20 protein-coding genes are annotated in these 19,435 nt (G+C 46.2%); 5 read left to right on the top strand and 15 right to left on the bottom strand.

Annotation, left to right across the window (positions count from 1 at the left end; translation table 11 throughout):
- The first annotated feature begins 14 nt into the window (after positions 1-14).
- From dapA to H528_RS0103300, 4 genes are all read left to right on the top strand, one after another.
- Positions 15-950, top strand: coding sequence for a 4-hydroxy-tetrahydrodipicolinate synthase (gene dapA, locus H528_RS0103320; protein WP_022852929.1), 936 nt, complete (start codon positions 15-17; stop codon positions 948-950).
- A gap of 12 nt (positions 951-962) precedes the next feature.
- Complete coding sequence (locus H528_RS0103315; protein ID WP_022852928.1) at positions 963-1,736, top strand: DUF4412 domain-containing protein; 774 nt, start codon at positions 963-965, stop codon at positions 1,734-1,736.
- A complete protein-coding gene (gene dapB / locus H528_RS0103310) occupies positions 1,730-2,533 on the top strand; it encodes a 4-hydroxy-tetrahydrodipicolinate reductase (RefSeq protein WP_022852927.1) in 804 nt (267 codons plus the stop codon). The genes H528_RS0103315 and dapB overlap by 7 nt, the downstream gene beginning before the upstream one ends.
- 150 nt (positions 2,534-2,683) lie before the next feature.
- Positions 2,684-3,181, top strand: a complete 498-nt coding sequence (locus H528_RS0103300) for a hypothetical protein (RefSeq protein WP_022852925.1) — start codon at positions 2,684-2,686, stop codon at positions 3,179-3,181.
- A gap of 28 nt (positions 3,182-3,209) precedes the next feature.
- Here the strand turns inward: H528_RS0103300 and thiC are convergent, their stop codons facing one another.
- The 4 genes from thiC to cobO all read right to left on the bottom strand — a co-directional run bounded on the left by thiC (position 3,210) and on the right by cobO (position 6,771).
- On the bottom strand, positions 3,210-4,535 hold the full coding sequence (thiC, locus tag H528_RS0103295) for a phosphomethylpyrimidine synthase ThiC (protein ID WP_245540423.1): 1,326 nt from the start codon (positions 4,533-4,535) through the stop codon (positions 3,210-3,212).
- Between the two features lie 47 nt (positions 4,536-4,582).
- Complete coding sequence (locus H528_RS12485; protein ID WP_022852923.1) at positions 4,583-5,404, bottom strand: biotin--[acetyl-CoA-carboxylase] ligase; 822 nt, start codon at positions 5,402-5,404, stop codon at positions 4,583-4,585.
- Positions 5,391-5,924 carry a bifunctional pyr operon transcriptional regulator/uracil phosphoribosyltransferase PyrR gene (gene pyrR, locus H528_RS0103285; RefSeq protein ID WP_022852922.1) on the bottom strand — a complete coding sequence of 178 codons (534 nt, stop codon included), beginning with the start codon at positions 5,922-5,924 and terminating at the stop codon, positions 5,391-5,393. The genes H528_RS12485 and pyrR overlap by 14 nt, the downstream gene beginning before the upstream one ends.
- 313 nt (positions 5,925-6,237) lie before the next feature.
- Positions 6,238-6,771, bottom strand: coding sequence for a cob(I)yrinic acid a,c-diamide adenosyltransferase (gene cobO / locus H528_RS0103280; protein ID WP_022852921.1), 534 nt, complete (start codon positions 6,769-6,771; stop codon positions 6,238-6,240).
- Positions 6,772-6,796: 25 nt separating this feature from the next.
- On the opposite strand from cobO, the gene H528_RS0103275 reads away from it, so the two are divergent.
- Positions 6,797-7,444 carry a CAAX prenyl protease-related protein gene (locus tag H528_RS0103275; protein WP_022852920.1) on the top strand — a complete coding sequence of 216 codons (648 nt, stop codon included), beginning with the start codon at positions 6,797-6,799 and terminating at the stop codon, positions 7,442-7,444.
- Here the strand turns inward: H528_RS0103275 and H528_RS0103270 are convergent, their stop codons facing one another.
- The 11 genes from H528_RS0103270 to H528_RS0103220 all read right to left on the bottom strand — a co-directional run bounded on the left by H528_RS0103270 (position 7,445) and on the right by H528_RS0103220 (position 19,355).
- Entirely contained in the window at positions 7,445-9,082 is a 1,638-nt protein-coding gene (locus H528_RS0103270) for an NAD+ synthase (RefSeq protein ID WP_022852919.1), read from the bottom strand. It lies immediately after the preceding gene.
- 70 nt (positions 9,083-9,152) lie between these two features.
- Positions 9,153-11,291: an LPS-assembly protein LptD gene (locus H528_RS0103265; RefSeq protein WP_169352765.1), complete on the bottom strand. Its 2,139-nt coding sequence runs from the start codon at positions 11,289-11,291 to the stop codon at positions 9,153-9,155.
- 114 nt (positions 11,292-11,405) lie between these two features.
- A complete protein-coding gene (locus H528_RS0103260; protein ID WP_022852917.1) occupies positions 11,406-12,236 on the bottom strand; it encodes a heterodisulfide reductase-related iron-sulfur binding cluster in 831 nt (276 codons plus the stop codon).
- Positions 12,224-12,724: a 4Fe-4S dicluster domain-containing protein gene (locus H528_RS12480; RefSeq protein WP_022852916.1), complete on the bottom strand. Its 501-nt coding sequence runs from the start codon at positions 12,722-12,724 to the stop codon at positions 12,224-12,226. Before H528_RS12480 ends, H528_RS0103260 begins: the two co-directional genes overlap by 13 nt.
- Before the next feature lie 45 nt (positions 12,725-12,769).
- Positions 12,770-13,951 (bottom strand): AmmeMemoRadiSam system protein B, encoded by a 1,182-nt coding sequence (gene amrB, locus H528_RS0103250; RefSeq protein WP_169352764.1) that lies wholly within the window; start codon positions 13,949-13,951, stop codon positions 12,770-12,772.
- Complete coding sequence (locus H528_RS0103245; protein ID WP_022852914.1) at positions 13,941-14,726, bottom strand: ParB/RepB/Spo0J family partition protein; 786 nt, start codon at positions 14,724-14,726, stop codon at positions 13,941-13,943. The genes amrB and H528_RS0103245 overlap by 11 nt, the downstream gene beginning before the upstream one ends.
- A gap of 61 nt (positions 14,727-14,787) precedes the next feature.
- Entirely contained in the window at positions 14,788-15,510 is a 723-nt protein-coding gene (locus H528_RS0103240; protein ID WP_022852913.1) for a hypothetical protein, read from the bottom strand.
- Entirely contained in the window at positions 15,511-17,448 is a 1,938-nt protein-coding gene (locus tag H528_RS0103235) for a DUF505 domain-containing protein (RefSeq protein WP_022852912.1), read from the bottom strand.
- 70 nt (positions 17,449-17,518) lie between these two features.
- Complete coding sequence (gene thiL, locus H528_RS0103230) at positions 17,519-18,466, bottom strand: thiamine-phosphate kinase (RefSeq protein WP_022852911.1); 948 nt, start codon at positions 18,464-18,466, stop codon at positions 17,519-17,521.
- Positions 18,466-18,891 carry a nucleoside-diphosphate kinase gene (gene ndk / locus H528_RS0103225; RefSeq protein WP_022852910.1) on the bottom strand — a complete coding sequence of 142 codons (426 nt, stop codon included), beginning with the start codon at positions 18,889-18,891 and terminating at the stop codon, positions 18,466-18,468. Before ndk ends, thiL begins: the two co-directional genes overlap by 1 nt.
- A 56-nt stretch (positions 18,892-18,947) precedes the next feature.
- Positions 18,948-19,355: a CBS domain-containing protein gene (locus H528_RS0103220; protein ID WP_022852909.1), complete on the bottom strand. Its 408-nt coding sequence runs from the start codon at positions 19,353-19,355 to the stop codon at positions 18,948-18,950.
- Positions 19,356-19,435 lie beyond the last annotated feature (80 nt).

The raw sequence follows: 19,435 nt of genomic DNA, 5'->3' as shown, positions 1-19,435 counted from the left end.
CAAAGGAGGAAATTATGCCCGCAAGAAAATGTGGCCGCAAAACTTGTAAAACAAAAGCTTCCAAAAAAAAGGCCTTAGAAGGAGCTATTGTTGCGCTGATAACTCCTTTTAAAGACGGAAAGCTTGACGAAGAATCCTACCGGGAGCTTGTAGAATGGCAGATAAAACAGGGGATTGACGGCTTGCTTACCGTTGGCACCACCGGAGAATCCCCAACCCTTAGCTTTGAAGAAAAAAAACGTCTATACGAACTCACCGTAGAAATTGCAGCTGGTCGCGTGCCTGTTATTGCAGGCACAGGCACTAACAACACCGCCCAGTCAATTGAGCTCACCAAACTTGCCGCAGACATCGGCGTTGATGCTGTTTTAATGGTAACCCCGTATTACAACAAGCCCACCCAGGAAGGTCTTTACCAGCATTACAAAGCTGTAGCCGAGGCAGTTAAGAAGATCCCCATTATTCTTTACAATGTCCCGAGCCGTACCAGTGTCTCCCTTGCGCCTGACACCGTGGCCCGCCTTGCCAAAATCAAAAACATCGTGGGCATTAAAGAAGCCACTGGTTGCATGAAACAGGCCACCGAAATTATTCGTCTTTGCGGGAACAAATTTCTCTTGCTCTCAGGAGATGATTTCACGTGCTTTACCAGCATGGTCCTTGGGGGCAAAGGTGTCATTTCAGCTGCGGCAAATGTGGCTCCCAAAGAAATGGCAGACATGATGAAGGCCGCCCTTAACGGAAACTGGGAAAAGGGCCGTAAGCTCCACCTCAAGCTCTTTCCGCTTTTTAAAGCCATGTTTCTTGAGACCAATCCGGTCCCGGCTAAAATGGCCCTTTATCTTATGGGGAAAATTGCCAGTCCTGAAGTGCGCTTGCCTTTAACCCAAATGAGTGAAGCAAACACAGCAAAACTAAAAGAAATACTTGCAGAATACAAATTCATCTAAAAGGAGCTAAACATGAAAAAATTTTTACTTAGCGTTTTTTTTCTTTTGGCCGGGGCCGATCTTCTTTTCGCAGGCGTTTTAATTGATGCCAAAACCTCTGATGGCGGATTTTACCGCTGGGCTTGCGAAGGCAAATACTTCCGGGTGGAAACTCCTCAATCTTATACCATTTTTGATACCGAAAAAGGCCTGATGTACATAGTAATGCCTGAACAAAAGGCCTATTACGTTACCACCGCGGAAGAAACCAGAAAACAAATGGAAGCCATGCAAAGCCAGATGGAAAAAATGCAGCAGTCACTAGGCAAATTTGCCAAAAAGTTCAACTTGTTTGGCAAAAAAGAAGAAAAGCCCGCGCCTAAAGAAGAACCCGTTAAAACAACGTTTCACAAAACTGGAAAAAAAGCAAAAATAGCTGGCTACAAAGCCTATCAAGTCATTATTAAAGAAAATGGCCAGCCCGTACGCGAAATATGGGCCTCGGAAAATGTTTTGCAAAAAATTAACAAAAAATGCGATTTCAAAAGCCTAAGCGCCATGAGTGAAAAGATGATGCCCAAAGGGGCTTCCAATATGCCCATGCAGCAGAACCAAGGGGCAGCCTGTATGTCAGCCACCAAGTATGAAAAGTTAGGCTTCCCTTTAAAAGAAATTTCCTATGCGGATAATTACGAAATAGAAGTTACCAAGATAGAAACATCAAAGCTCCCTGAGAGTTATTTCCGCGTTCCAGAAAGTTATCAAAAGCGCCAAATGCCTTCCATGCAAGGAGGTATGCCATGGTAAAGGCCATTGTCGCCGGCGCTGCCGGCCGTATGGGGACTCGCATAATCCATAACATCCTTGAAGCAGACGATATTACTTTGGTTGGCGCCTTTGAAAGGCCAGATAGCCCTGCCGTTGGCAAAGACGTGGGCGAGATCATCGGAAAACCCCCTCTAGGAGTAATTATCGAGGACTCCCTTGAAAAGGTAATTGAAAAAGGCGACGTTATCATTGATTTTACCTTCCATGAAGCTTCGCTTGCCAACGCCCGCACCAACGCCTCTTACGGCAAGGCCATGATTATTGGAACTACGGGATTTTCTAAAGAAGAGCTTGAAGAAATCCACGAGCTCGCACGCAAACACTTCCCGTTAGTCCAGGCCTATAACATGAGTCTTGGCATAAATTTGCTTTATAAACTGGTGGAAATGGCTACCAAAGTTTTGGGAGAGGACTTTGATATTGAAATAGTTGAAGCCCATCACCGCATGAAAAAAGATGCTCCCAGTGGCACAGCCATAGCCCTTGCCAATGTGATTGCCAAGACCCTTGGCTGGGATGAGTCAACTTTTCGCTTCTGCCGGGAAGGGATAATTGGCGAACGCCCTAAGAAAGAAATAGGCATCCAAACCATTCGTGCCGGGGAAATAGTAGGTGAACATACCATTTATTTTGCAGGTACTGGTGAGCGTATAGAACTCACCCACCGAGCCTCAAGCCGTGACACCTTCGCCAGGGGTGCGGTAAAAGCTGCTATCTGGGTAGTGGGCAAGGCCCCTGGGGTCTATGATATGCACGACGTGTTAGGCCTTAAATAAAAAAGAAGGCGGGCTTGCCGCCTTCTTTTTTATTTCTCCCTTTGCAAATTGCATTAATTGGATTAAAAAGGTTTTTCCTCTGGATTAAATTTGCAAAAAGTCCTGCTCAAGTTTAAGCTTTTAAGAGAAAATGCAAAAGAGGTGAATACTATGGGTGGTCGCTCAAGAAAATCAGCCTTACGGCAAAAGTTAGCCAAATATTACCGCGAAAGAGAAAACCCACTTGCCCTGGGGCAACTTCAGGAAGAGATTATAAAGCTTAACCGCGAGCGCATGGATATGCTCAACGAAAATATGCAGCTTCTTTCCGAACGCCAGCAGGACATCCCTAAGGAAGGCGAGGAAGAAGAAAATGTCTCGCGCTTAGTGATTCGCAAGTTTGGGAGTGAGCCTGACAAAAAATTTATAAATCGTGCTTTTTACGAAGCTCTTTATCCTATAACCCTTGAATATCAATGTATTCCGCTTCACGCTATTTTCATCTGGTATCTGCAAGCCCTTGAAATGGTCTATGGCGAAAAGCTAAATCAGGCCCATTTTAATCGCGTACAAAAATGGATAAGACGCTGGCTCACCAACATGACCGAAGAAGATAACATGAAACTTAAAAGCGAAATAATTACCTGGATACTAAACAAGTTTGCTTAGAAAAAGGCGCCTTACGGCGCCTTTTTTTTTATTCTGACCCTCTTACAAAAAATTTCTTCTTTCGCGCCCGCTCAAACACCTTGATAGCACAATACTCCCCACACATCGTACAGGCGCGCCCTTTAGAAACCCCGCCTTCTAAGCGATAACGCCGGGCTTTTTCAGGGTCAATAGAAAGCTTGATTTGCTCTTCCCAGTCAAGCTTGGCACGGGCTTTGGCCATAGCGATATCTTTTTCCATGGCACCTGGGATCCCTTTGGCAATGTCAGCGGCATGTGCTGCAATACGCGCAGCGATAACCCCTTCGCGCACGTCTTCAATAGTAGGTAAACGCAGATGCTCTGCTGGGGTGACATAACAAAGAAAATCCGCCCCAGCCGCAGCAGCAATAGCACCCCCGATAGCACAGCCAATGTGGTCATAACCGGGGGCGATATCAGTAACAAGGGGCCCTAAAACATAAAACGGGGCCCCGTGGCAAAGCTCTTTTTCAAGCTTTATATTGGCTTCGATCTGGTCAAGGGGCACATGCCCCGGACCTTCTATCATCACTTGAACCCCGGCATCCCAGGCTCGCAGGGTCAATTCTCCCAGGATGATAAGTTCCTGTATTTGAGGCCCATCGGTAGCATCAGCCAAACAGCCCGGTCTTATGCCGTCTCCCAAGGAAAGGGTAATTTCATATTCCCTGGCAATGGCTAAAAGGTCATCAAAATGCTCGTAAAAAGGATTTTCTTTGTTGTTGTAAACCATCCACTCCACCAGGAAAGAGCCTCCGCGGGAAACCACTCCTAATATGCGCTGAGAGTAGTTGAAACGCTCAAGCACCGTGCGCGTAACCCCACAGTGGATGGTCATAAAATCAACGCCATCTTCAGCATGTTTTTCAACGGCACGGAACATATCACGCACCGTCATCTCAACAATGGGTTTTTTATTTTCAACCGCCTCTACCGCGGCTTGATATATAGGGACGGTTCCCAATGGGACAGGGCAGTTTTCGCGAATTTTTTTTCTGATTTCATCGATGGGACCGCCGGTGGAAAGATCCATTATGGCATCAGCCCCAGCTTCAAGGGCTACTTTTAATTTTTCAAGCTCTGGCTCTACATCTGGAAGGTCCTTAGAGGTTCCAATGTTAGCGTTTACCTTGGTGCGCAATCCGGCCCCTACGGCGCAAGGCTTGGCAAGCTTAAATTTTTTATTGGCCGGAACAACTGCCCTCCCCTCAGCCACAAGCTTACAAAGTTTCTCTGGATCAATCCCTTCATTTTTGGCACATGTTTCAATCTCCGGGGTGATAATGCCCTTTTGAGCTTGTTCTTTAATGGTCATAAGCGGCCTCGATTTCATAGAATTTATCTATGGAAGTTTACTCTGAGGGAAGGATTTGAACAATATCAAGCCGCGCGTGGATTTTCCCAGCCGCTTATTTCCCACATGAGAATTTCACCTGAATAGACATGCATTAAACCTGTGCTGGTTTTAAGCAGCAAAGTTCCATCTGAGGCAGGGCCAAGGGCTAGGCCTTTTATTAATTGTTCTCCCCGTTTAAGGATCACTCTGCTTCCTGCGGCTACGTCCTTTGCGCGCCATAGGTCTTCAATAGCTGGGAATCCTTTTTGAAGGATTTTCTCGTAAAGAATTTCTAGCTCTTTTAAGACCGAACGCAAAATACGCGCCCGGCTAAGCCTTATGCCAGTCTCAAGATAAATAGAAGTGGCCTTTTTACGTAAATCAGGTGGAAAATCTTCTTTTTTAAAAGAAACGTTTATCCCAATGCCGATAATTAAGCTTTTTTCAAAACTTTCCAGCAAAATACCTGCAACTTTTTTACCACCAAGCAATACGTCATTAGGCCATTTAACAAAACAGGGCACATGTAAAATTTCTTCAAGAGCAGTTGCCACGCCAAGGGCAGTTGCCAGACCATAAAGCGGCAAAGGATGAGCCAGGGGCTCTTTTAACAAGACAGAAAAATAAAGACCAGCCCCTCTGGGTGATAACCAGCTACGGCTCAAACGCCCACGCCCCTTGGTCTGCCTGTCTGCCCAGATGACTAAACCAGAAGGCGCAGAAAAAATATGTTTTTTAGCTTCATCCTGGGTAGAGGCTAATTCGCGATGAAAAATGATTTGCTTGCCTAGCCACTTTGTTTGCAAACGTTTGGCAAAGGCAAGCCCTTTTGAAGGAAAAGAGGGCTTATCATCAATATCTTTCAAGGACGACCTCATCTTTGCCGGAAATTTCTTTTAAACGTACGGTAACGTGTTCGTTGGGAAGAGTTGAAATATTAAAGCCCGTATAAGTTGGCTCTATGGGAAGTTCTCTGTGGCCCCTGTCAACCAGAACCGCAAGCTCCACTTTACGGGGGCGCCCGAAATCTATCAGGGCGTCTAGGGCAGCCCGAATAGTCCGCCCGGTAAAAATAACATCATCCACCAGGACAACGACTTTATTGTCAATGGGAAAAGGGATGTCTGTTTTGCGGACAACAGGCTGAGGGGACGCAAGGCTCCAGTCATCGCGGTAAAGGGTGATATCAAGCACCCCCACAGGGACCTCTACACCTTCTATTTCTTTTATTTTGCGTTGTAAGCGCTCGGCAAGAGGCACACCACCTGTGCGAATACCAATTAAGACCAGGTCTTTGCACCCGTGGTTGCGCTCAAGAATCTGATGCGCAATGCGCGTCAAAGCTCGGTCTATTTCATTTTCACCCATAAGGAGTTTTTCTTCCATAATTTTTTTGTAACCTTTTTAAAAACAATAATCAAGAAAAACTGAACACCTCTCATCTTACTGGACAAAGCAATTAGCTCTTGTGACATCTACAATTGTTGACATCAGTGTTGCTCGCTCAACCACATGGGAATCCTGAAACGCCATGACACGCCTTTGGCTTGGCTCGTGCTGACAGGGCGCGTGCAGGAACTTTGTGCAGATTTCCTAACGTAATAGTACTTGCATAGCCTGAAACCTTTGGAAAATTACAACAATTAGAGATACAAGCACAATCGAGGAGGGGGCTTGGCAAAGGTCTTGAGCTCAATATTTATCTTTCAATGCCCTCACGGGCTTTAACTCCTTTGGCATAATAATGCTTGATTTCACGCATTTCAGTCACAAGATCTGCGGCCTCTATAAGGGCCTTGGGAGCATATCTTCCCGTTATCACTACTTCCACATGAGTGGGTTTTTTTCTTAGAAGATCCAAGACCTCTTCTTCAGGAAGAAGACCAAAATATAAAACCAGATTTAGTTCATCCATTATTACCAGATTAAACTCTCCAGAGGAAATCTTTTCCTGACAGACAAGAAAACCCTCTTGTGCCAGGCGGATATCTTCTTGAGAGGGCTTTCCTCTGACAAAACAACCCCGTCCAAATTGAGCCATTTCTATGGCAGGGGAAAATTTTTTAAGGGCTTTTATTTCGTTATATTCTCCAGATTTAAGAAATTGGCCTAAAAAAACTTTGAACCCAGCCCCCAGGGCACGAAGTGCTAAACCAAGGGCTGCGGTGGTTTTCCCCTTACCGTTTCCGGTATAAACCTGAACATACCCCTTAAAAGTTTTATTGTCTTTCATCACTTTTTCCGATTAGCATAATGTGATGGCCCAAACAAGGCATTACGTTATACCGTTTGCAGTTTTTCTTGGACTTACCTTTATAGGCTCAAAGCTCCCTTCTCATTTTGTTTTCCCTGTTTATATGCTCAAAACTTTTTTAGTAGGCGGGCTTTTATTTTGCTGGCGCAGGCACTATCAAGAGCTTTACACTAGGATTTCTTTAAAAGAAATTCTCCTTGCCTGTGTAACCGGCTTGGCTGTTTTAGTTGTCTGGGTTGGAGGTGAAGGCCTTTTCCCAAAAATAGGTACACCCTCTGACACCTCTCCTTTGGCCCAGGGGGCCTCTTCGCTGGTTGCTTTTTCCTGGATTGCGGCAAGGATTTTCGGGGCTGTGATTGTTGTTCCTATCATGGAGGAACTTTTTTGGCGTTCATTTTTAATGCGCTACCTCATAGACAAAGACTTCCAAAAAGTTCCCCTGGGGGCTTATACGCATTTTTCCTTCTGGGTTACCGCGCTTCTTTTTGCTCTAGAGCATTTTCGCGTTGTACCAGGTTTTTTTGCAGGGGTAGTTTATGGCGGGCTCCTTTGTTATACGCACAATCTTTGGGTACCCATTCTTTCTCACATGGTGACTAACCTAGGCCTTGCTATTTATGTTCTAATTACCCATCAGTGGCAATTCTGGTAACTAGCCTTCAAAGAGAAAGCCCTGGGCAATGGGGTAGCGCCAGCCATAGCCAAAAGCCCGTGGACTGACTCTTAAAGTAGGTGGAAGCTGCCAGCGCTTGTATTCTTCAACCCTGATACGCTTTAGAACTTCCTTAACAACCTCAGGGGGAAATCCCTGAGCAATTATCTCCTCAGCACTTTTCCCCTCTTCCACAAAGGCTTTGACAATGGGGTTCAGAATACGATAAGGAGGAAGATCGTCTTCGTCCTTTTGGTCAGGGCGAAGTTCAGCAGAAGGCGGCTTAATAAGCACCCTTTCAGGAATTATTTCTCCTTTACGGTTAATCTCACGTGCCAGGGCGTAAACATCGTTTTTTAAAACATCACCTAAAACAGAAATCGCCCCGCAGGTATCCCCATAAAGCGTACAATAACCTACTGCTATTTCACTTTTATTGCCGGTGTTAAGCACAAGACAACCGAACTCATTGGCAAGGGCCATAAGGATGTTCCCCCTAATACGTGCCTGGAGGTTTTCCTGGGTAAGGGTTTTTGGCTCACGACCAAAGGCCTTAGCAAGCTCGCCCCGAAGCGCCATAAAAGTATCAGTAATCGGGATAGTTATGGTTTTAATCCCGAGGTTTTGCGCTAAAGCCAGGGCGTCTTCGTTACTTTCCTGGCTGGTATAGGGAGAGGGCATAAGCACCCCTAAGACATTTTCTGCCCCAAGCGCAAACGTGGCAATAGCCGCTGTCACCGAGGAATCAATACCTCCAGAAAGACCAATCAGTGCGCCCTTAAAGCCTGTTTTGCGAAAATATTCCTTGACCCCAAAGACAAGGGCCTTAAGAAGGCTCTCTTCCCTGCGTGTTGAAACCTGATGCCCCACTGGGGTCGGATCTCCCAGGTCAATGAGAAGTAAATCTTCTTCAAAATCGCAGGCTTCACCTATGAGTTCCCCTTCAGGCGAAAACACAAGACTTTGCCCGTCAAAGATGAGATGATCATTTGCTCCCACCTGGTTGCAGTAAAAAACATAGCAGCCAAGGCGTCTTGCTTGCGCGGAAAGAAGCCTTTTGCGCACCTCGATTTTGCCAACGTAGTAAGGGCTTGCAGAAATGTTTATCAAGACCTCAATCCTTCCAGCAAGGCCCTCTAAGGGATCAAAGTCATAATCAAAGGCAAGAAAATCTCGATGATGCCAGATGTCTTCACAAACACTTAAGCCGATACTTCTGCCTTTTAATAAAAAGCAAGCTGTCTCATAACGAGGGCTAAAATAGCGGGGCTCATCAAAGATATCGTAAGGTGGCAGGAGATTTTTGGCATAATTAAGGACTTCTTCCCCATCGGCAATAACCACGGCTTGGTTTTCAAAAGGGGGGTGGGAAGATTTCTTTCGCGCCCGCGGAAGTCCAATAACAGCAGTTATCCCTTTTATTTGGGCCTTTATCTTTGAAAAAGCCTTTTCTGCGGCCTTTAGAAACTCCTGGCGCGTGAGGAGATCCCGCGGGGGATAACCACAGATAGAAAGCTCCGGAAAGACTACCAGGTCAGCCTGCTTTTCTTTGGCCTTTTCTATGAACTCCAAAATTTTTTGAGTATTTCCTTCAAAATCTCCTATCTTAGGGTTTGTTTGCGCTAGGGCTATCTTCATTTAAAGCTCCCTTTATTTCGGATAACACTTCACTGTAATTTGATTAGCGTATGGGCTTTAAGGACTCGCGTCAACGTCCCCAGCCACCTATGCCCACCAGATTGATATAAAAAGAATACCTGGTTTCGTGGGGATTATAGTAAAATTTGACATAGGCCCACCAGCACTTGGTACGATACTCAAAGTGCATTTCTGAAGAGGTAGCTTCTCCTTCCTTTAGGCTGTATTGCACCCGATAACCAAACCAGAACCCACGGAAAACGTTTTTGAGAAAGCGCATATTTATTTGTTTAATCTTGCGGAACTTATCCCAGCGGTAATCAAAACCAAAGGACTCTCCCCGGTCATTACGCAGGCTTGCCGAAAGATTAGCACTTGCCCATCCCAGGCCGTAAAAATTATACGAAGTGGTAGCGCGAAGATGGATTTTCTTTAGCAAGTTGGCTTCTCCTTCGGCATAAAGGTCTGACAAGGGTTTACGTTCGTCGTCAGGGGATTCCAAGTCTCGTGAGGCCTCACGAAAATCATAACTTTGGTGTATCCAGAGCCTTATCATATCAAAATAGCGAAAGCCGTCATTGGTCTTTTCTTTCGCAGTTACGAATTGCAAAAGGCCGTAGTCTATCCGGCTAACAGGGGGAAGATGGTCGTCCATGGTAAAAGCTGGAAGGTCGTCCTGGTTTACTTCGGGACGATAAAAAAAAGTAAGCTGTGGCCTGAGGGTATGCTTCAATCCTACGAGACCCAAACGATTTGTCCGAAAAACACGACTAAAATTCATCCCCGCACGGGCTTCAATCTCTGGCAAAGTACGAGAAAGAGTTTCTCCTTCCATACCATCCCGCCAATCAACCCAATAAAATGCTTGGCGCAGCCGGTAGGCAAAACGCAGGTCAAGGGGCTGCCAGAAATGAGGATTTATGCTTGCTTCTGGAATTATTTCCAAACGATGCCCTCGAAAGCCTTTTTCGCGCCACCAGCGAACGTAATCATTTTCCAGGGAAAAATTAAACAAACCCAACACCGGAGCCGTTAAGCGGGAAAAATAAACCCTTGGCAAGGGCTGCATAATATAGGGCTGGTCGCCAGGGATGACGCCATCGTAATAAGTAGCGCTTGTTTGAAAGAAGTAGTCGCCAAAGGCATGGGTAAGCCACAGACGATTGGTGCGGTAGAAGCTGTTTTTTTCGTCAAGCCCTCGACCGAAATAGTAAAGATAACTCTGGTTGCTCTGGTCAAAACCGAGATCCCCTCCCAAAAATTCATAGAGGAAATCCCGGTCAGAGAGGATGTCTAAATCAAGACGCAAAGGCCAGCCAGGCGCAAGCTCCTGGTCAAACTTCCCGGTTATCCAGTAGCGGTTTTGATTGGTGCGTATCAAGCCGTCCTGATTGTAATCGTTGTCTTTTAAGCGGTCTTTGATATAGCGGGCGCGAAAGGTGCCAAAGCTCTTTTCACTGAGCGCATAATTTCCTTCAACCCCTGCCATAAAGCCCCTTTTGCCCGTGTAAAAAGGATAAAAAGTAAGGTCAAAACTGTCGTTTATTGCCAGGAAATATGGCCATTCGATGCCAAAACCTTCGCTGGTTCCCTGGACAAGCCTTGGCATAAGGAATCCACTGTGCCTGCGTGTTTTCACTGCCAGGCTAAGATAAGGGGTGTAAAAAACCGGCAGGCGCTTGAGGTTAAAAGTAAGGTCCCTGGCCCTTGCTTTGCCATCGGGAGTGACTTTGAGATCACGGCATTTGAAACTCCAATCGGGCGAGCCGCATTTCTTTTCTAAGTAACAAACATCACAGGTGGTGATTAAGGCTTTTTTGGCCTGGTAAGTTTCGCGGCCAAGGATTTGAATGCGTTTGGCCAAAAGATGCACCCTGGTAGTGCCAAGGGCAAAGGCTTCGATCTTTCCAGGGCCAAGGCTTAGGTGAGCGTTTCTAATCTCCCCGCGAAAGGTCTCAAGGTTTATCCAGCCGTAAGTTCCATAAAGGTTATCGCCGTCTGCGTCTATGGTAATCGGACCAAAAAGAGTGGCTGTTTTGCTTTTTAGTTCGTATTCAAGCCTCGTGCACGAAATAGTCATGTTTTTGCTTTTGATTAAGACGTCTCCTTCGGCGATGAGGATTTTTTTTCCGGCAAGATAAGACATTTTTTGGGCGGTAATATGCCAAGGGGTGCGGGCAAGAGATTTACCAGCAAAAACAAAAAACAACAAAAAAGTTATGACACAAATTTTTTGGAACATCTTCGAAGACTTTGCTCTCGTTAAAAACTTTTGTCGCAAGTTTTAATAGTCTATTTTGGAACAGAATGAAAGCAAGAAATCTTAAGGCAGAAGACCTTTGCGCATAAGAAGAGGGAGGGGATCAATGAGATGTCTTTTGAACCAGGAGCTTTCCCCCTGCTTAAGAGCAAGGGCCAATATTTCGCTTAAGTGGAATATGGGAATAAAACTATCTTCCTTAGCACGCATTTCAAGGTTTAGCTGGCACATTACACAGGGCGTAACAAGGGCATCAATACCAAGCCTGTAAGCCTCGTCTGTCATTTTGGCAACGATTTCACTGACAAAGTCTGGCCTTACAATGGAAAGATAAGTGCCACAGCACTGTTTGGCATAGCGCCATGAAACTACCTGAGCCCCCAGGGAAGCTAGCATTTCTTCAAGCACCCCGTCTCGTATCTCCTGGGGAAGCTTTGCAGGCCCAAAAAGAAGACAGCCGTAATATGGTGCTAACCGTAGCCCCGCAAGAGGGCTGCCTTGAACTTTTTGCCAGTCTTTTTCGCCTAGCACTTCTACAAAATGCCTTACCCTCCAGGACGAATTGGGTTCTTTGCCAAAAAGAGCTAAAAATTCTTCTTTTCTTTCAAGGGCTTCGGCAAACCCAACCCTTAAGCGAGTGTAGCAACTTGGGCACATCGTAAGTATTTCAGTGGTGTCTTCGGGGCACAAGGCAAGGACCCGCCAGGCAAGCTTAAGGGCAAGATCATGGCAAATACTGTGGGCAGAAGAGCTTCCACAGCAGTTCCAGTCTGGGATTTCTTTCAAATTGATATTCCAATAGGCTGCCACGCGAAAAAAGGCCTCTTCAGCCTCGCGTGCCATGCCTTCCAAAGAACATCCAGGGTAATAAGCGTAAACTTTTAAAGTGGACATCTTTCAAAAAAGGGGCTTAGTTCTCGGGGATTTTTTATCCCTGAGGGCCAAATTTTTATTTTACGCTTAGCAAGCATTTTCATACCCAAACCAAAATCTTGAAGCCAGCGTTTTTCTTTGAATTTAAAGGCAAGGGAAAGCTCAAGCTCATTTACCCGCCCACGACGACGCAAAGCAAGAAGCATCTGGCGGTGGAACTCAAAAATATCCTTTTCAGCAACCACTCCACGCCTAAGGGCTTCTTCCCTTAAGGCGTCCATCACATCGGGAATTTCGATTTTCATGGGGCAGGCATAGGTGCAGGAATTGCATCCCACACATATCCAGATGGCCTGGCTTTTGATAGCAGTGTCTATATCGCCAAGCTGGATCAAACGCATTATTTGAAAAGGGAGATAATCCATAATAGGGCCACAAGGACAGCCGTTTCCACAGGTCTGACAGGTAAGGCAGCGAGAAAAATCAAGGTTTTCTAAAATCGCAGGCATAGCTTCATTTTAAATGTGCTTCGGTTTTTAATCAAAGAAAATTCTTTAACGGTCAAAAAAAGCCGCTGCAGCAAAGGAAACAATCGACCCTTGGCCAAAATCAACGGCATCTTGATATAGAATCGTGCCGGTAAGGTTTTTACCTGAAAGCGTACGGGCTAATACGTAAAGGGGGCCAAAGCCGCAAACTTTATAATAATTGTCTTTAGGCGCAAGGGTTTTGTAAAAGCCTTCGGCATCAAGGGAAAGAAGCTTTTTCAGAATTTCATGGTCAAACATCTTGGCCTCTTGTTTTTCGGGCTCCCCGGCAGGCTGCCTGTCTCCGTAACGTAGCCCTAAATGGCAAAAATCAACCCCTGTCACCAAAAACGTCTTTTCGTCAACAAGCCTTTTTAAGGCTTGGGCAAGTTTTTCAAGGGAATTTTTGCTCTCACCCTGTGGGCCTGAGACCAAAATGGGCACGATTTTAAAATCTCCCAGGAGATATTTCAGGAAAATGGCCTGAAATTCTAAAGAGTGTTCGTGCTTATGGGCCCATTCGTGCCCGCGAAGATCCATATTCAGTTCTTTTTCAAGGCGAGACACAAAGTCTTCATCATATGGGACGTGCCCTAAAGGGGTCTCAAAATGTTTATACGCCACAGAAAAAGCACTTTCCAGGAAATGTCCCGTGCCTATGAGGATGATTCTTGCTCCTCTGGGCCAGGAAAGACCCTGGTAAGCAGCGGCAAAAGCCCTGGCCCCTGCCCTTAAGTCAATATGCGGTGCAATAATAGCCCGCGGAAAATATTGGGAACGTACTGGCCAAAGCGCCAGGATATTTGCGAGAAACTGGCTAAGCTCTTTACCCTCAGCAGGGTAGCTTTGACCAGCATGTGTGGCTGGACGTGTCTTTTGCCTTCGAAATTCGTCTTCAAGTTTTTGACGCGTAGTTTCAAAATATTTAGTCTCAAGAAAGAGGTTTTTATCCAGGGTTGCCAAAAAATTTTCGATTTCTTCAAGCATTACCAGGCGACCAAGGGCACGGGCGGCGATTACCTGTAAATCGCGCAGCGAGTGATTCCCGTCAAGGGCTACAAGCAAAGGCGCCATTTCCTTAGCCACCGCAAGGGGAGAAGCTGCATACCCCAAAGGATCCCTGAGCAGAATAACCTCCTGGCCCCTCAAAGACACAGGGAAAGCGTCCACAGGGCGGAGCCTTGGTTTTTCTTCCGGGCTAAATTTCATGGCCCCCAAACTCATCAGGTTCTAATTTGGCGCAGGCCTCTTTTACCCTTTCAACGGCTTCGTAGAATTCGTCTTCTATTTTACGCACTCTGACTCCGTAAGCCAATTGCACCGCCTTGCGCACAATTTCGCCCTTAAGAAGGGCGTTGGTCAAGCCCAATTTAGCGTAAGTTTCATTGACCACCTGGTTAAGTTCAACAAGTTTTTGCGCGCGACGACGCCTTTCTTCCCTTGCTTCTTCTAACGGCTCATGCAAGAACTGATCAATCTTTGAAATAAAAGACTCGTAAAAACTTGCCGGGAATTTGGGCTCAAACTCCTCTAACACAAAGCCGAAGGTGATGAGCTCTGGCTGTTTGAAAAAGCTCAGCAAATCAATTTCAAGTGTTTGGGGATCCTTTTTGAGAAATTCCTGAAACAGGCGATAAGCCTGTTTGGCCTTTTCTTTCACGTTTGGTGGCTTTTCTGTATTGAATTCAAGGATATGAAGGGCAAGTTCCTTGGGGGCTATTATCCCGACGATTTCCTGATATCCCAGCTCTTTTAAGGCTTCAAGGCGATGCCTACCATCAACCACGTAGTAGCCCTTTTCGTTTTCTACTACGATGATGGGATGTAAAAAACCAAGCTTTTCAATGGCAAGCTCAAGGTTGCGTTTAAGGCCTTCTGACAAATCCCGCTGAAATGGCGGGATCAAGATTTCGTCTATGTTAAAAAGTGCCAGGCAAAGTTCGTGTTTTTTAACAGGATCCTGATAGCGACAAAGTTCCTGCATATAACGCCCTCCTTTGGACTTCTCAATGAAAAAATAAGTCCAAAGAAGGGCCTTTGCCAAATTAAATGCTTTCGGTGATTTCTACCCAGCCAAAGGTGGCCTTGTCTTTCGGAGAATAAAGAAGAGTTTCGGGTAAAGGGTCACGCTTGAAGCGCTTTTTGATAATGCTTCTTACGTCTTTTACACGCCAATATGCCAGAAGAAGCCCACCGAAGGGGTCTTCTGTCCAGTAGCCAGTGCGAAGTGGAATCTGAAAGCTTCTCAGACGGTTGGTCAGATCTTCGTAAAAAGGAACGAGTTTGGGCATTGTCTCCCGAAAATGGCGAAGCTCTGCTCGAGCAAGAGACTCACAGTAACTTAGCCCTGCATACTTCATAACACTGGGAATTTCTGCTTCAAAGGAAGCCACTCCGATAAATACCTGGTGTTCGCGTTTTTTAAGAATTTTTCCTGTAGAAACTTCTATAGTTTGAACCAAACGAGAGGAAATATCACCAAGCCATATCTTTTCTGGCAAGGAAATCTCTTCGAGCTCAAGGTATTTTCCCCTTAATATTGCGAGCAAAAAGTCTCTTACCGTGGCGATTTTTTCAAACTTACCTGCCAAAAGGAAAACCCGCACGAGTTCGGCAAAATCAGGATGTTTCCCAAGGGCGTAGAAAAAGAGGGTCTCCTCCATTGAGGCCCTTAAAAGACTCCCCGGGAAATAAGGCTTTTCCCCTTCGCGGGGAAAGCCCGCTTCCCCGGCAGCTAAAGGAGTGTGAGCCACCAAGAAATACTTCATCTAGCCTTCCTCCCCGGCATAAAAGGTTTTTACTTCCTCGTGCGGGTTCATCTTTTCAACGGCTTGCAAGACGAGATAGCCTGCCTCGGTAATGGTGTTTTTGCCCACGTAGCCAGCATGTCTTGCGGCCTTTAAGGCCTCGTCAAAGACATCCCGTGGAAGCCCGCTTTTCTTCACTGCTTCCTTGATGTTTTTGGGCAAGATGCGAATACGTCTTTCCTTTACGAAAAGGGTCCCTACCTCTGCCAAAGCCTTCAGCACACGGTAGATAAGAGGGTTAATGGGGTGGCCGAAATTTTTGGAAACCCCAGAGACAGCCCGGTCAAGGAGTTCTCCGGCCTCGGTTTCCATAATGTTTCCATCAGGCAAGACATTTATAAGATGGCGGGCTTCAAGTTTTTCAAGGGCCCATTTAAAGCGGCGCCTTTTGCCTTCGCCTATGATGTCAAACAGTTCCTCAACACTTATGCCACGGGCAGGAATGGTGGCAAGGATCTCAGCCTCATAGCGGGTAAGATGCGGCATTCTGGAGATAGACTCCGCAAGCTCAGCATACATAAAACCAGATTGCGTAGGCTCTCCTGTCCCCAAAAGACCAGCGTTTAAAGCCTCATCCACCCACTCAACATTCGGTGCTGAAAAAGAACGCCTGGTGATGGTGATGGCTTTAACCGCCGTTGAGGAGATCTCACGCGTCTTTATTTCCTGATCTTTTAAGACCTTTTTGCCAAACTTGGTGAGCGCAAATACTTCTCTGCCCTTGTGGTCTTCGGTGGTGTGAATCAGGTTAAAGGACTCAAGGCTGTACAGGCTTAAACGCAAGGTAAAATTGTCGTCATACCAGCGAGCCAGGTCTTTAGCCACCATAAACTGGCTTGCGATTTGCTGGTATTTTTCGGGCATTTCTTCGATTTTGCGGCCGTAGCGCGCAAGTATTTCTTTATATTGTTTGATCTTACGATCAATCATTTCCGCCCGCAGGTTGTCAAAGGTGGGGGTTTCTTCGGGATTGTTCTCGGCCTTTTGCCAAAGGTGTTCAATAGCCTGGAGGATTTCTACCTCTTCTTCCTCAAGGGCAATGGTCCAGGCGTCAGGGATAACGTCTCGTTTCCATAAGCGCAGGACTTCAAGGGCCCAGTATCCCGCAGGCAACAGCTCTTTTGCCTGGTCAATGTAGCCAAGGCTTTGAAGGATAGCTATGCTGGCCTCAGGGACTTCTTTTTCATCAGCAATATCAGCCAAGGCCCAGAGAATATCTCCGGTAAGAACATCGCCTTCTCCAAAACCGCCGTAAGTAAGTGTCTTTTTAACAGCCTGGCCCAGAGCAGTAAAAGCATAAACATCGGAAGTAGGCACACTATAAGCGATAAGCCCCATCGCCTCTAAAAGATGTTTGGTGTGGGTGTCGGTGGTGAGAAGCGAAGCCCTGGCCGGGCCTGCCGGGAGCTTACGAATTTCCTGGGCAAGGGCGGCAGAGATCTCAAGCTCGGGTTCAAGGGCCTGGTAAATCTCAAAGATGCGTTTTCCTGCCTCTGTTAAGCCAATGTATTCCTTGCCTGTTTCTTTGTCTTTGATCTCTTTAGCAAGCCCCCTCTCTTTAAGAGGCTCAACTGCCAAAGGACCCACCTGGCCAGACAATGCTGCTGCTTCAAGCATGGCAATTATTTCTGTACCAAGGAAACGAAAACCTTCTGGCCACTTTTCTGGAGCTGCTAAAGCCCCTTTTTCTATCAACTCTCGTATGGCTAAGGCTAACTCTTTGCCAAGGTAAGTAAGTTCACGCTTCAAAGGAGCTGACTCCCTTACCAGGGCCTGCATTTGGAGCTCAAGATAAAGGTCCTGGTCCGCCTCAAGGATATCCATCCCTTTGGTTTTGGTTTCTTCTTCAAAGGCGAGCAGCTTAAGCAACACTTCGGCATGTTCTTTTTTTATGATCATGGCTTCTCCTCCAGGATTGATTTTTTAAACACGAGAACCATAGGCACGAGAAAGCCCGTGTCAAGGCCTTTTAAGCGAAATGATCAAAGCCTTGCGGAGAGACTTCTTTTCTTTCTTTTTCTCCAATTAGAAATAGGCCTTTTTCGGAGATAAGTCGTCCAATACAAAAAAGCGTTCGTTTGCAAATATTCAATAGCTTTTCGCGCTGAGGTGGGACTGAAAACAAAAGTGCGAAGTCTTCTCCTCCTGAAAGGGCATAATGAAGGGGGTCTTTTTCAAGGGGTAAGTTTTCAAGCTCTTGAAAGACCGGAATTTTTGAGGCGTAAAGCTCAGCCCCGAGGTTATTGGCCTCACAAAGGCGGGCAAGGTCTAGAAGTAAGCCATCAGAGATATCCATCATCGCAGAAGCAAGCCCATTTCTTGCAAGCATTTTACCAAGTTCTATCTCAGGATCTGGGTCAACGTGGGCTTTTTTAAGAGAGGGAGGAGGCTCGATCCCTTTTTGAAAAAGTTCAAGCGCAGCCGCAGCTCCCCCAAGGGCACGGGACACGTAAAGCAAGTCTCCTTCTTTGGCCCCTTTGCGAAAAACAACTCCGCCCTTTGGGGCCTTACCCATTATAGTCAGGCTAAGGTGCCAGCCGCATTTGTTTCTGGTTATGTCTCCGCCAATAAGCTCGGCACCAAACTCCGCCAAACGTTCCTTAAGCCCCTGAAAGAATGATTCTATTTCAGGTCTTACCGCCCTGGGGAGACTCAAATTAAGAAGCGCGCAAAAGGGCTCGCCGCCCATGGCGGCGATATCACTTAGGTTTACCACAGCAAGCTTGCGACCAAGTTCATAGGGCGAAAAATAAGCAAAGTCAAAATGGACACCCTCAACCATGGTGTCTGTGGTTATAAGTTCCCAGAAGGAATCACTTTCAAGCACCGCGCAATCATCCCCCACACCGCAGATGACCTCGCGGTGTTGGGGGATAAGTTTTTGGCGTAACAGTCTGAGAATTTCTTCTTCGGTCATTAACGGGGGCAGATTTCAAGCTCGCTGAAAAAGAAGGCGATTTCGCGGGCGGCGGATTCTGGGCTATCTGAGCCGTGAACGGTGTTTTCGCCCTTGCTCAAAGCAAAGGTCTTGCGGATGGTGCCTTCTGCAGCTTCTGCGGGATCAGTAGCTCCCATGATTTCCCGACAACGAGAGATGGCATTTTCTCCTTCAAGCACAAGGGCTACAATCGGGCCTGAGGCCATGTATTCGGTAAGCTCCTGGTAAAAAGGTCTTTCTTTGTGCACAATGTAAAACTCTTCTGCCTGGGCCTTGGTAAGGTGAAGCATTTTCATGGCAACGACTTTAAGCCCACCCTTTTCAAAAAAGCTCAAAACTTCTCCGATCAGGTTACGTGAGACGCCATCAGGTTTGATAAGACTGAGCGTTCTTTCAAGAGCCATGTGATTCCTCCTAAAATAGGATTTTCTGCGAGGGATAGCGCAGGATTTAAAAAGCGTCAACAACTAGCAATAGCGCGAATGATGTCTGTGGCCGAAATGATACCCACTGGAAGCAGCTTTCCGGAATAAGATGAAAGCACCAAGAGACGATGGATCTTGTTTTTCGTCATGATAGCTGCAGCTTCTTTGAGATTAGCATTGGCGTCTATAGTAAAAGGTTTGGGGAACATTAAATCTTCAGCCTCAAGCTCAAAGACTTTTTCTTTGTGTTCATGAAGGGCATTGATAACATCTGTATGGCTTATAACCCCCATAAATTCACCACCGGGACCCACCACAATTAACGCGTGGACTTTGGCATCTACAAAGTTTTTGATTACTTCTTCAAAGGGCTCATCGATCCCTATGGTGACCAAAGATCTGCTCATAATGTCGCTAACTTTGATTTCACAGACGTCTTTCATAAAAGCCTCCCGCTTGATTTCTTTTCTTTTGTATATCAAAACGGCCAAGAGAAAAATTTCTCAAGGCTTATATAAGGACA

It is taken from the genome of Thermodesulfatator atlanticus DSM 21156, assembly GCF_000421585.1.
Taxonomy (GTDB): domain Bacteria; phylum Desulfobacterota; class Thermodesulfobacteria; order Thermodesulfobacteriales; family Thermodesulfatatoraceae; genus Thermodesulfatator; species Thermodesulfatator atlanticus.
Note: the sequence above shows the minus strand (reverse complement) of the source record. Positions and strands in the feature narration are given on the sequence as shown.

What these genes read in the sequence shown, in the direction of transcription:
- dapA (WP_022852929.1), top strand. Translation starts at nt 15, where the DNA reads ATGCCCGCAAGAAAATGTGGCCGCAAAACTTGTAAAACAAAAGCTTCC.
- H528_RS0103315 (WP_022852928.1), top strand. Translation starts at nt 963, where the DNA reads ATGAAAAAATTTTTACTTAGCGTTTTTTTTCTTTTGGCCGGGGCCGAT.
- dapB (WP_022852927.1), top strand. Translation starts at nt 1,730, where the DNA reads ATGGTAAAGGCCATTGTCGCCGGCGCTGCCGGCCGTATGGGGACTCGC.
- H528_RS0103300 (WP_022852925.1), top strand. Translation starts at nt 2,684, where the DNA reads ATGGGTGGTCGCTCAAGAAAATCAGCCTTACGGCAAAAGTTAGCCAAA.
- thiC (WP_245540423.1), bottom strand. Translation starts at nt 4,535, where the DNA reads ATGAAATCGAGGCCGCTTATGACCATTAAAGAACAAGCTCAAAAGGGC.
- pyrR (WP_022852922.1), bottom strand. Translation starts at nt 5,924, where the DNA reads ATGGAAGAAAAACTCCTTATGGGTGAAAATGAAATAGACCGAGCTTTG.
- cobO (WP_022852921.1), bottom strand. Translation starts at nt 6,771, where the DNA reads ATGAAAGACAATAAAACTTTTAAGGGGTATGTTCAGGTTTATACCGGA.
- H528_RS0103275 (WP_022852920.1), top strand. Translation starts at nt 6,797, where the DNA reads ATGGCCCAAACAAGGCATTACGTTATACCGTTTGCAGTTTTTCTTGGA.
- H528_RS0103270 (WP_022852919.1), bottom strand. Translation starts at nt 9,082, where the DNA reads ATGAAGATAGCCCTAGCGCAAACAAACCCTAAGATAGGAGATTTTGAA.
- H528_RS0103260 (WP_022852917.1), bottom strand. Translation starts at nt 12,236, where the DNA reads ATGTCCACTTTAAAAGTTTACGCTTATTACCCTGGATGTTCTTTGGAA.
- H528_RS12480 (WP_022852916.1), bottom strand. Translation starts at nt 12,724, where the DNA reads ATGCCTGCGATTTTAGAAAACCTTGATTTTTCTCGCTGCCTTACCTGT.
- amrB (WP_169352764.1), bottom strand. Translation starts at nt 13,951, where the DNA reads ATGAAATTTAGCCCGGAAGAAAAACCAAGGCTCCGCCCTGTGGACGCT.
- H528_RS0103245 (WP_022852914.1), bottom strand. Translation starts at nt 14,726, where the DNA reads ATGCAGGAACTTTGTCGCTATCAGGATCCTGTTAAAAAACACGAACTT.
- H528_RS0103240 (WP_022852913.1), bottom strand. Translation starts at nt 15,510, where the DNA reads ATGAAGTATTTCTTGGTGGCTCACACTCCTTTAGCTGCCGGGGAAGCG.
- H528_RS0103235 (WP_022852912.1), bottom strand. Translation starts at nt 17,448, where the DNA reads ATGATCATAAAAAAAGAACATGCCGAAGTGTTGCTTAAGCTGCTCGCC.
- thiL (WP_022852911.1), bottom strand. Translation starts at nt 18,466, where the DNA reads ATGACCGAAGAAGAAATTCTCAGACTGTTACGCCAAAAACTTATCCCC.
- ndk (WP_022852910.1), bottom strand. Translation starts at nt 18,891, where the DNA reads ATGGCTCTTGAAAGAACGCTCAGTCTTATCAAACCTGATGGCGTCTCA.
- H528_RS0103220 (WP_022852909.1), bottom strand. Translation starts at nt 19,355, where the DNA reads ATGAAAGACGTCTGTGAAATCAAAGTTAGCGACATTATGAGCAGATCT.